The sequence below is a fragment of the Burkholderia sp. BCC1988 genome (genome assembly GCF_905339895.1).
GTDB lineage: Bacteria > Pseudomonadota > Gammaproteobacteria > Burkholderiales > Burkholderiaceae > Burkholderia.
Genome location: NZ_CAJPHA010000009.1, coordinates 189,475 through 200,681 on the forward strand (window position 1 = coordinate 189,475; position 11,207 = coordinate 200,681).

Consider the following 11,207-nt stretch of genomic DNA (forward strand, 5'->3'; position numbering starts at 1 on the left):
CGATTTACCGCAGTGCGAAACGAATGAGCCGACCCTCTTTAAAATTTTTAACGTTTCGCGGAACATCGGTAGACTGACGCTGTCATCTTTCTTTAGCGTCTTCGTGATAAACCGGGTTCGACCCGGAAAGGTCACGCCGCCGTTCGAAGCGGGCCTGCCCGCGAGTTGGGTCGAACGGAAACGACACAGGCCCCTGGCGGGGCCTGTTTTGTTGCACGCCCGTCGCCCGCCCCGTCGTCACCCGACGGATCTGCCGCCGATGGTTCCCGCCCACACCTCTTTGAACCGCTTTTCCTGGATGTGGACACCTTTGGTCAAGCCTGCCGCAATTCCTGATGCTTTCGCGCCCGGGCGCGCGCAGCGCCTCGTGCGCGCGCTCGTGCCGGCCGCCGTGCTCGGCGCCCTCGCCGCCTTCGGTCTCGCCGCGGCGCTGCCGGCCGTCTCGCAACTGCCGGGCGCCGCCGATTCGGGCACGGCCGCGCTGCCGCAGCGCGTGCTGTCCGACACGCCGTTTCCCACCGCGCAGCATTTCGTGACGAGCGAACTCGCGCGCACGATCGGCGAGCGCAACGAACGCGATGAACGCACCGACCGCAACCTGCAGCCGGGCCTGTTCGCGCCGCTCAGCGCGCACCGCAACGACATGCTCGGCTATACGAGCCTGTTCCAGCTCGCGCCGCCCGAGCAGCAGCACGGAATGCGCGCGGGCGACATCGAACTCACGCTGTCCGATACGCTGAACCGTCTCGACGTGCCGCCCGAAGTGCGCATCCAGCTCGGCGATCTCGTCACCGGCAAGGTCGCGCTGCGCGCCGGCGCGCAGCGCGGCGACTACTACCGCATCGCGTACGACACCAACAACGGCACGCCGCACCTCACCGCGCTCGAGCTGCGCGTCGCGGGCCGCACGTTCGGTGCGATCTGGTTCCGCGCGCCGGGCGCCGACCACGGCGCGTACTACACGCTCGACGGCGCGCCGCTCGAAGCGGCCGCGTTCACGATGCCAGTCAAGTGGACGCGCATCAGCTCGTTCTTCGGCGAACGCGTCCACCCGCTGTCGCAGGCGATGGCATTCCATACCGGCGTCGACCTCGCCGCACCGTCCGGCACGCCCGTCAATGCGGCGGCCGACGGCGTCGTGTCGTTCGTCGGCACCGATCCGGGCGGCTACGGCCACTACGTGATCGTCGATCACGCGGACGGTTATTCGACCTACTACGCGCATTTGTCCGCGTTCGCGCGCGGGCTGAAGACCGGCGAAACCGTCAGGCAGGGCCAGCGCATCGGCTCGGTCGGGATGACCGGCGCGGCCACCGGTCCGCACCTGCATTTCGAAGTGCGCGTCGCGAACGACCCGGTCGATCCGCTCGTCACGCTCGCGAGCGCGCAGACGGGGCTGTCCGACATGCAGCTCACCGCGTTCCGCCAGGAAGCGGCGCAATGGCGCTTCCGCCTCGCGTCGATCAGTACGACGCCGTTTGCATTCGCGCAGAGCGACGGCCCGCTGTGGGGCGACTTCGCGACCGGTCCGTCGACGCTGCGTTCGGTGTTCGATACGCACTACAGCGCGTCCTGACGCTGACGCTGACGCGCTGAAGTGCTGAAGTTCTCAAGCACCGAAGTTCTGAAGCACCTTCACGCCCGTCGCCGCTCGCTCGGCGACGACGCGGCCCGCTGCGGATAGCCGCACGCTCTCACCTTCATCACCGGAAACGCGCCGCATGCATCGCACGCGGCGCGCACGCCGTCACCGCACCGGTTCCGTGCGTTCAGCCGCAGCCCGCGCGATGCGCTCCGCGCGAGGACGACGCGACAGCAACCAGCGCGCCGCACCGTCGAGCGACGTGCACAGCACCAGATAGATCGCCGCGACGAACAGGAAGATCGGCGCCGGATACACCATCAGCCGGTTGTTCACCTGCGTCGCGACGAACGACAGTTCCGGCACGCCGACGATATACGCGAGCGACGTGTCCTTCACGAGCGCGACCCACTGATTGACGAACGACGGCGTCATGATCCGGATCGCCTGCGGCAGCAGCACGTAGCGCACGGTCTGCCAGCGCGTGAGCCCGAGCGACAGCCCCGCCTGCCACTGCCCGTCGCCGGCCGCGACGATGCCCGCATGCACCGCATGCGCGAGATACGCGCCGCCGATCAGCGCCAGCGCGCACACGACCGTCGCGAGTCCCGGCACGTCCATGTGCAGCAGCATCGGCATCAGGAAGTACGTCCAGAAGATCAGCATCAGCACCGGAATCGCGCGAAAGAAGCCGATGAACGCGAGCAGCAGCACGCGCAGCGGGCCGCGCGCGAGCGCCATCGCGACGCCGAGCGCCACGCCCAGCACCGCCGATGCGATGGCCGACGCGATCGCCAGCACGAGCGACAGCGCGGCGCCGCCGAGCGGACCATCCGGGAATGCGCCGACGAGCAGGTACGGCAGGTTGTCGAGCAGCAGCGAGAGATCCATCGTCAACGCCCCGCCCCGAGCCGGTCGCGCCATTGCGTGGCCGCATAGGCACCGGCCTCGATCGCGGCCACCGCGGCGATGTACAGCACGGTCGCGACACCGAAGGCGGCAAAGGTCTTGAACGTCTCCGTCTCGACCTGCCGCGACGCGTACGACAGCTCGGCGACACCGATCGCCATCGCGAGCGACGAGTTCTTCACGAGATTCATGTATTGGCCGAACAATGGCGGCAGTGCGATGCGCACGGCCTGCGGCAGCACGACGTAGCGCAGCGACTGCATCGGCGTGAGGCCGAGCGCCGCGGCCGCATCGTGCTGCGCACGGCGCACGCCGCGCAGCCCGGCTTCGCATTCCTCGGCGACGAACGCGGCCGTGTACGCGCTCAACCCGAACCAGCCCGCGACGAACTCGAACGACGGCCATGCGAGCGTGAACGGGCCCGCGCTCAGCTGATGGCGCGCGTTCAGCCACGCGACCCAAGTGTCGGGCAGCAACGACGCGACGCCGAAATACCAGAACAGCAACTGCACGAGCAACGGCGTGTTGCGGAACGCGACGACATAGCCGGCCGCGAGCGTGCGCGGCGCCGTGCCGCGCGCATGCCGCATGACGGCGAGCAGCAGTCCGCCGACCGTCGCGGCGAGCGCCGACGCGGCCGCGAGGCCGAGCGTCAGCAGGAAGCCCTGCCAGAGCCAGGACAGATATTTGGGAGCCAAGCCGAGCATGGTGGTGCGGGCGCGAAGCAAGCGATCGAGAGAAACGGAAAACGCCGCGATTCCCGCGCACCGGCACGACCGATGGCGGAACGCGGCGCGTCCTGCATGCGACTCAGGTCTTGTCGCCGATGCGGAAGATGCGCGTGAGCGGCGTCTTCGTCGTCGGACCGAACCACGCGTCGTAGATCTGGCCCGCGCGGCCATTCGCCTCGAGCCCCTTCAGCGTGTCGTTCACGAAGCCGAGCAGGCGCGTCTCGCCCTTCGGCACGCCGACGCCCATGTAGTCGTTCGAGATCGTGAATGCCGGGATCTCGTAGTTCTGCTTGTCGGGCACGTTCGCGAGCAGGCCGATCAGCTTCGGGCCGTCCTGCGTGATCGCCTGCACGTTGCCGGCGCGCAGCGCGGCGAACGCGAACGGCGTGTCGTCGTACGCGACGATCGTCGCCTTCGGGAATTTCTCGCGCAGCGTGATCTCGTTCGTCGTGCCCTTGTCCGCGCCGACGCGCAAGCCGTTCAGCTGGTCGGCCGATTTCAGCACGCCCTTCTTCGCGAGAAACTGCTGGCCCGACGAGAAATACGGGATGCTGAAGTCGACCTGCTTCGCGCGCTCGTCGGTGATCGTGAAGTTCGCGAGCACCAGGTCGACCTTGCCGGAGGTCAGGAACGGAATGCGGTTCGCGGGATTGGTCGGCTGCAGCTGCAGCTTCACGCCGAGCTTGTCGGCCAGCGCCTTCGCATAGTCGACGTCGAGGCCGACGATGTGATTGCTCTTGCCGTCGACATAGCCGAACGGCGGATTGCTGTCGAAGGTCGCGACGCGCAGCACACCGGCCTTCTTGATGTCGTCGAGGCGGTCCGCGTGCGCGACCGTGCCGGCCGTAACGAGTGCGGCCCCGACGAGCCACGTAGCGAGAGTGTGGAATTTCATGAGCACGACCTGATTTGTTATGAAGGCCGGCGCGGATCGCGCGGCGGCCGGTTCGAGGAACATCGCGACGCTGTGTGTCGTCGCGAAGCCGCTAACGTATCAGCGCGTGCGGCGATTCCGAACCAACAAATGGTGCTTTGCTCTGCGGGTTTCGTGATGAGGCTTGCAGCGGCTGCATGCGGCGCATGCGCACAAAAAAACGCCCGCTGCACGCAGCGGGCGCGAATCCCAGTCAAGGAGGTGTCACACGAACTACGCGTTCAGAATAAGCGCATCGTCCGCTGCGGACAACGAAGCGATTCCGATATCGATATCGTGCGCCCCGCGATGAGCTTGCACGCGCCCATGCGAAAACGCCGCGCATAAAAAACGGCGCTCCGCCTGCATGGCGGAGCGCCGTCCTGTTGCACGTTGCCGGTCGATGCGGGCAGCCCGGCGGGCTGCCCTGCCGATCACGGTTCGTGACGCAGGTACCCTTCCTTGCTCGGATCGCGCATCCGCCACGACACGATCAGCGAGATCGCGCACAGCACCGTCACGTACCAGTAGAAGGTTTCCTCGCTGCCGATCGACTTGAACCACAGCGCGACGTACTCGGCCGAGCCGCCGAAGATCGCGTTCGCGACCGCATACGACAGGCCGACGCCCATCGCGCGCACTTCGGGCGGGAACATCTCGGCCTTGATGAGGCCGCTGATCGACGTGTAGAAGCTGACGATCGCCAGCGCGATCGTGATCAGCACGAACGCGGCCGTCGGGCTCGTGACGGTCTTCAGCGCGTGCATCAGCGGCACCGTGCCGATCGCCGCGAACGTGCCGAACAGGATCATCGACGTGCGGCGGCCGATCTTGTCGGACAGCGCGCCGAACACCGGCTGGATCAGCATGTAGACGAGCAGCGCGACGGTCATCACGTTGCTGGCCGTCTTCGCATGCATGCCGGCCGTGTTCACGAGGTATTTCTGCATGTACGTCGTGAAGGTGTAGAAGATCAGCGAGCCGCCGGCCGTGAAACCGACCACCGTGAAGAAGGCGCCCTTGTGCTGCCACACGCCGCGGATCGTGCCCGCGTCCTTCTTGTCACGCGATGCGCTCGTCGACGTCTCGTCGAGCGATTTGCGCAGGTACAGCGAGATCAGCGCGGCCGCCGCCCCGCAGACGAACGGAATGCGCCAGCCCCACGCCTTCAGCTCGTCGTTCGACAGCGCCTGCTGCAGGATCACGAGCACCAGCAGCGCGCACAGCTGGCCGCCGATCAGCGTCACGTACTGGAACGACGCGAAGAAGCCGCGCCGCCCCTTCAGCGCGACCTCGCTCATGTAGGTTGCGCTCGTCCCGTATTCGCCGCCCACCGACAGCCCCTGGAACAGGCGCGCGACCAGCAGCAGCGCCGGCGCCAGCGCGCCGATCTGCGCATAGGTCGGCAGCACCGCGATCACGAGCGAGCCGCCGCACATCATCAGCACCGAGATCATCATCGCCGTGCGACGGCCGTGACGGTCGGCGATGCGGCCGAACAGCCAGCCGCCGATCGGACGCATCAGGAAGCCGGCCGCGAACACGCCGGCCGTGTTCAGCAGCTGCGTGGTCGTGTTGCCGCTCGGGAAGAACGCCGGTGCGAAATACAGCGCGCAGAACGAGTAGATGTAGAAGTCGAACCACTCGACGAGGTTGCCCGACGAGGCGCCGACGATGGCGAACACGCGCCGCCGGGTGTCATGCGCGGACAGCGCAGCTTGGTCGGTCTGGACGTCCATGGGTTGGTCTGTTCCTTTTAGTGCTTTCTGGGCGAGACGGCTCGCGGGCCGTCGCGTACGGTCGCACGTGGCACCGGTTCCGGCGGCACGGCGCTACGGGATTTTAGCGAAATGTAAAGTAACGGGCTTTCCGGGTTCGTCCGGATGTAGAAAATTTTTCTCCCGGTACGCGTTCGTCATATGAAAACGCCAGCCCTCAGGCTGGCGTCCGGTGCAAACTGTTCTCGGGCGATCGTCAGACGCGCACCTCCGGCGGCACGTAGCGGCACTCGTAGCGCTTGCGCACGGTCCCGGCCTCGTCGACGCTTTCCAGGAACACGTCGAACTGCCAGAGCCGCGCCATGTGCTTGAGCACTTCCTCGCTGTCGTTCGACAGATGGCGGTTGTCGGTCATGAAATGGCGCAGCGTGAGGCTGCGGTCGCCGCGTGTGTTCACGGCCCACACCTGGATGTTCGGCTCGCGGTGATGGATGTCGTACTGCCGCGACAACGCCTGCCGCACGTACTGGTAGCCGGACTCGTCGTGGATCGCCGACACCTCGAGCGAATCGCGCATGTCGTCGTCGAGCACCGAGAACAGCCGCATCTCGCGGATCAGGTTCGGCGACAGGTACTGCGCGATGAAGCTCTCGTCCTTGAAGTTGCGCATCGCGTAGTGCATCGCCGGCAGCCACGGGGTGCCCGCGATCTCCGGAAACCACTTGTAGTCCTCTTCCGTCGGCGCCTCGCAGATCCGGCGGATGTCGCTCATCATCGAGAAGCCGAGCGCATACGGGTTGATCCCGCTGTAGTACGGCTTCGTGACGGGCGGCTGGTAGACCACGTTGCTGTGCGAGTGCAGGAACTCCATCATGAAGCCGTCTTCCAGCTTGCCCTGGTTGTACAGCGTATTCAGCAGCGTGTAGTGCCAGAACGTCGCCCAGCCTTCGTTCATCACCTGCGTCTGCCGCTGCGGATAGAAGTACTGGCCGATCTTGCGCACGATGCGGATCACTTCCCGCTCCCACGGCTCGAGCAGCGGCGCGTTCTTCTCCGCGAAATACAGCAGGTTCTCCTGCGGCTCAGGCGGATAGCGTCCTTCCTGCTCCTCCATCTGCTCGGGCTTCTTGCCCGGCAGCGTGCGCCACAGCTCGTTGACCTGCGACTGCAGATACGCCTCGCGCTCGCGCCGCAGCGCGGCCTCCTTCGACAACGACGGCTTCTGCGGCCGCTTGTAGCGGTCGACGCCGTAGTTCATCAGCGCATGGCACGAATCGAGCAGTTCCTCGACGCGATCGAGGCCGTAGCGCTCCTCGCATTCGGCGACGTAGTTCTTCGCGTACACGAGATAGTCGATGATCGCGTGCGCGTCGGTCCACAGCCGGAACAGGTAGTTGCCCTTGAAGAAGGAGTTGTGCCCGTACGCCGCGTGCGCGATGACGAGCGCCTGCATCGTCATCGTGTTCTCTTCCATCAGATACGCGATGCAGGGATTCGAGTTGATGACGATTTCGTACGCGAGGCCCATCTGGCCGCGGCGATAGCTTTTCTCGGTCGCGAGGAAGTGCTTGCCGAACGACCAGTGGCGATAGTTGACCGGCATCCCGACCGACGCGTACGCATCCATCATCTGCTCGGCGCTGATCAGCTCGAGCTGGATCGGATAGATGTCGAGCTCGTACTGCTCGGCGACCTGCGAGATGTGCGTGTCGTATTCCTCGAGCAGCTCGAACGTCCAGTCGGACGGGCACGGCAGCGGCTTGCGTTCGGCAACGTTCATACGCGCTTCCTTCTGCCCGGCACCGGGCAAGTCGGCGGCCGGCGCCGCCGGTTCGGTCCGGCCGCTTTGCTGCGATGCGGCAGGGCCGGCCGTGTCGTCGCCGGAAGGGCGCGGCGCGTAGCCGCGCGACTCGTTGTGCAGATGGCGGGTCGTCATGACATTTCCACCTGCTTTTCGAACAATTCGCGAAATACCGGGTAAATGTCGGCAGCCGATTCGACTTTCTTCATCGCGAGGTGCGGTTGCGACAGCGCCAGCTGTGCGTACTCCAGCCACAGGTTCTGCTCTTCCGGGGCGACCTGGATATACGCGAAGTAACGCGTCTTGGTGAGGATATCCTCTTCCAGGATTTTGCGACACTTCGGCGAATCGTCAGTCCAGTTGTCGCCGTCGGACGCCTGCGCGCCGTAGATGTTCCACTCGGTCGGCGAGTAACGCTCGTTCATCACCTTGCGCATCAGCTCGAGCGCGCTCGACACGACGGTGCCGCCGCTTTCGGTCGAATGGAAGAAGGTGTCCTCGTCGACCTCCTCGGCGCGCGTGTGGTGACGGATGAACACGACCTCGATGCGCTCGTAGTTGCGCTTCAGGAACAGGTACAGCAGGATGAAGAAGCGTTTCGCGAGATCCTTGCGCTGCTCGTCCATCGAGCCCGACACGTCCATCAGGCAGAACATCACGGCCTGGCTCGACGGTTGCGGCTGCTTCACGCGGTTGATGTAGCGCAGGTCGAACGGATCGATGAACGGGATCCGCCAGATGCGCCCCTTCAGGTGATGGATCTCGGCCTCGAGCGTCGCGATATCCTCGCGACGGTCTTCCGGATCGAGCTTCATCACCTCGAGCCGCGCTTCGAGTTCGCGCAGCTCGTTGACGAGCGGCGAACCGAGCGCGATGCGTCGCCCGAGCGCGCTGCGCAGCGAGCGCACGACGTCGATGTTGTTCGGCGTGCCTTCCGCCGACCAGCCCGCGCGCACGTTCTTCCAACTCGGCACCGTCAGCAGGTGCGTCTTCACGAGGCGCGGCAGTTCGAGGTCGTCGAAGAAGTACTGCATGAATTCGTCGCGGGACAGCTCGAACACGAAGTCGTCCTGCCCTTCGCCTTCGTTGCTCGCCTGACTGCCGCCGCCGCCCGAGCCGCCCTGCGGACGCGGAATCTTGTCGCCGCGCACGTAGTCCTCGTTGCCCGGGTGCACGTATTCGCGACGCCCGCCCGGCGCGTGCCGGAAATTCGGCTCGGCGATGTCCTTGCGCGGAATCGTGATGCTTTGCGTGCTCTGGATATCCTTGATGCTACGGTCGCGCACCGCGTCGGACACGGCACGACGAATGTAGTTCTTGACGCGACGCAGAAAGCGTTCGCGGTTGGCGATGCTCTTGTTCTTGCCGGCCAGCCTGCGGTCGATGATTTGATGAAGCACTCCCGGTCTCCCGCTCGAAAGTCGATCTGCCGGGGCACTCGCCGCGCATGCCGTCTGCCGTCATGCGGGCGGCGCCTCTGAAAGCGCCCGTACGGACTCGCCGCACGGGCGCGGTACCGCGCGCGTCATGACGACTTGCGCACGCGCAGGTACCAGTCGCAAAGCAGCCTCACCTGCTTCGGCGTATAGCCCTTCGCGACCATGCGGTTCACAAAGTCCTCATGCTTGCGCTGCTCCTCCGCCGAACCCTTGGCGTTGAACGAAATCACCGGCAACAGTTCCTCGGTGTTCGAGAACATCTTCTTCTCGATCACGACGCGCAACTTCTCGTAGCTCGTCCACACGGGGTTCTTCCCGGCGTTCGCCGCCCGTGCACGCAACACGAAGTTCACGATCTCGTTGCGGAAATCCTTCGGATTGCTGATCCCGGCCGGCTTCTCGATCTTCTCCAGTTCCGCATTCAGCGCGGCGCGGTCGAAGCTCTCGCCCGTGTCGTGATCGCGGAATTCCTGGTCCTGGATCCAGAAGTCCGCATACGTGACGTAGCGGTCGAAGATGTTCTGCCCGTACTCCGAATACGACTCGAGGTAAGCCGTCTGGATCTCCTTGCCGATGAACTCCGCGTAGCGCGACGCGAGCACGTCCTTCACGAACGACAGGTACTTCTGCTCGGTCTCCGGCGGGAACTGCTCGCGTTCGATCTGCTGTTCGAGCACGTACATCAGGTGCACGGGGTTGGCCGCGACCTCGCTCGAGTCGAAGTTGAACACGCGCGACAGGATCTTGAACGCGAAGCGCGTCGACACGCCGGTCATCCCTTCGTCCACGCCCGCGTAGTCGCGATACTCCTGGTACGACTTCGCTTTCGGATCGGTGTCCTTCAGGTTTTCGCCGTCGTACACCTGCATCTTCGAGAACAGGCTCGAATTCTCCGGCTCATGCAGGCGCGACAGCACCGAGAACTGCGACATCATCTTCAGCGTGCCCGGCGCGCACACGGCCTCGGCCAGCGACGAGTTGCGGATCAGCTTCTCGTAGATCTTGATCTCTTCCGACACGCGCAGGCAGTACGGCACCTTCACGACGAAGATCCGGTCGAGCAGTGCCTCGTTGTTGCGGTTGTTGCGGAAGGCCTTCCATTCCGATTCGTTCGAGTGCGCGAGGATCACGCCGTCGAACGGAATCGCGCCGAATCCTTCGGTGCCCTTGAAGTTGCCTTCCTGCGTCGCGGTCAGCAACGGGTGCAGCACCTTGATCGGCGCCTTGAACATTTCGACGAATTCGAGCAGGCCCTGGTTCGCCAGGCACAGGCCGCCCGAGTAGCTGTACGCATCGGCGTCGTCCTGCGCATACTGTTCGAGCTTGCGGATGTCGACCTTGCCGACGAGCGACGAGATGTCCTGGTTGTTCTCGTCGCCAGGTTCCGTCTTCGCGATGCCGATCTGCCGCAGGATGGACGGAAAGCGGCGTACCACGCGGAACTGGCGGATATCGCCGTTGTATTCGTGCAGGCGCTTGACGGCCCACGGACTCAGGATGCTCTTCAGGTAGCGGCGCGGAATGCCGTACTGCTCTTCGAGGATCGGGCCGTCTTCGTCGTAGTCGAACAGCCCGAGCGGCGATTCGTTGACGGGCGAACCCTTCAGCGCATAGAACGGCACACGCTCCATCAGCTGCTTCAGGCGCTCGGCGATCGACGACTTGCCGCCGCCCACCGGGCCGAGCAGGTAGAGAATCTGCTTCTTCTCTTCGAGCCCTTGCGCAGCGTGGCGGAAGTACGCGACCACCTGCTCGATCACTTCCTCCATTCCGTAGAATTCACGGAATGCGGGATAGACCTTGATAACCTTGTTCGCGAAGATCCGCGACAGGCGCGGGTCGATGCGGGTATCGATTTGTTCGGGTTCCCCGATTGCAGCCAGCATGCGTTCGCCAGCCGTGGCGTACGCTGACGGATCGTTCTTGCAGAGCGCGAGGTACTCCTCCAGCGAGAACTCTTCCTCTCGCGTTTTTTCGAAGCGGTTCGCGAAGCTGCTGTAAATATCCATGCTACCTCCCTCGCCTGAGTCTGAAGACGTGCCTGCCTTCTATGACTGCGCAGAAGCAAAGCGCGTTCGAATTCATCCTAAACCCTTTCTTATTTTTTTTCACGA

General features: G+C 64.7%; 8 protein-coding genes. 1 reads left to right on the forward strand and 7 read right to left on the reverse strand.

The window, feature by feature from the left end:
- Nucleotides 1–298 precede the first annotated feature (298 nt).
- Nucleotides 299–1,576, forward strand: a complete 1,278-nt coding sequence (locus U4012_RS15315) for a M23 family metallopeptidase (protein WP_321799655.1) — start codon at nt 299–301, stop codon at nt 1,574–1,576.
- A gap of 171 nt (nt 1,577–1,747) precedes the next feature.
- Here U4012_RS15315 and U4012_RS15320 read toward each other — a convergent pair whose 3' ends face one another.
- The 7 genes from U4012_RS15320 to U4012_RS15350 all read right to left on the reverse strand — a co-directional run bounded on the left by U4012_RS15320 (nt 1,748) and on the right by U4012_RS15350 (nt 11,102).
- Complete coding sequence (locus U4012_RS15320; RefSeq protein WP_044843594.1) at nt 1,748–2,473, reverse strand: amino acid ABC transporter permease; 726 nt, start codon at nt 2,471–2,473, stop codon at nt 1,748–1,750.
- A gap of 2 nt (nt 2,474–2,475) precedes the next feature.
- Nucleotides 2,476–3,198, reverse strand: coding sequence for an amino acid ABC transporter permease (locus U4012_RS15325; protein WP_044843595.1), 723 nt, complete (start codon nt 3,196–3,198; stop codon nt 2,476–2,478).
- Between the two features lie 103 nt (nt 3,199–3,301).
- Nucleotides 3,302–4,117 carry an ABC transporter substrate-binding protein gene (locus U4012_RS15330; RefSeq protein ID WP_321799658.1) on the reverse strand — a complete coding sequence of 272 codons (816 nt, stop codon included), beginning with the start codon at nt 4,115–4,117 and terminating at the stop codon, nt 3,302–3,304.
- A 452-nt stretch (nt 4,118–4,569) separates the two neighbouring features.
- Nucleotides 4,570–5,874 carry an MFS family transporter gene (locus tag U4012_RS15335; RefSeq protein ID WP_321799660.1) on the reverse strand — a complete coding sequence of 435 codons (1,305 nt, stop codon included), beginning with the start codon at nt 5,872–5,874 and terminating at the stop codon, nt 4,570–4,572.
- Nucleotides 5,875–6,109: 235 nt separating this feature from the next.
- Nucleotides 6,110–7,789, reverse strand: a complete 1,680-nt coding sequence (locus U4012_RS15340; protein WP_044843597.1) for a SpoVR family protein — start codon at nt 7,787–7,789, stop codon at nt 6,110–6,112.
- Complete coding sequence (locus U4012_RS15345) at nt 7,786–9,054, reverse strand: YeaH/YhbH family protein (protein ID WP_044843598.1); 1,269 nt, start codon at nt 9,052–9,054, stop codon at nt 7,786–7,788. Before U4012_RS15345 ends, U4012_RS15340 begins: the two co-directional genes overlap by 4 nt.
- Before the next feature lie 125 nt (nt 9,055–9,179).
- Nucleotides 9,180–11,102, reverse strand: a complete 1,923-nt coding sequence (locus tag U4012_RS15350; RefSeq protein WP_044843599.1) for a PrkA family serine protein kinase — start codon at nt 11,100–11,102, stop codon at nt 9,180–9,182.
- Between the last annotated feature and the right edge of the window lie 105 nt (nt 11,103–11,207).

What these genes read in the sequence shown, in the direction of transcription:
- U4012_RS15315 (WP_321799655.1), top strand. Translation starts at nt 299, where the DNA reads ATGTGGACACCTTTGGTCAAGCCTGCCGCAATTCCTGATGCTTTCGCG.
- U4012_RS15320 (WP_044843594.1), bottom strand. Translation starts at nt 2,473, where the DNA reads ATGGATCTCTCGCTGCTGCTCGACAACCTGCCGTACCTGCTCGTCGGC.
- U4012_RS15325 (WP_044843595.1), bottom strand. Translation starts at nt 3,198, where the DNA reads ATGCTCGGCTTGGCTCCCAAATATCTGTCCTGGCTCTGGCAGGGCTTC.
- U4012_RS15330 (WP_321799658.1), bottom strand. Translation starts at nt 4,117, where the DNA reads ATGAAATTCCACACTCTCGCTACGTGGCTCGTCGGGGCCGCACTCGTT.
- U4012_RS15335 (WP_321799660.1), bottom strand. Translation starts at nt 5,874, where the DNA reads ATGGACGTCCAGACCGACCAAGCTGCGCTGTCCGCGCATGACACCCGG.
- U4012_RS15340 (WP_044843597.1), bottom strand. Translation starts at nt 7,789, where the DNA reads ATGACGACCCGCCATCTGCACAACGAGTCGCGCGGCTACGCGCCGCGC.
- U4012_RS15350 (WP_044843599.1), bottom strand. Translation starts at nt 11,102, where the DNA reads ATGGATATTTACAGCAGCTTCGCGAACCGCTTCGAAAAAACGCGAGAG.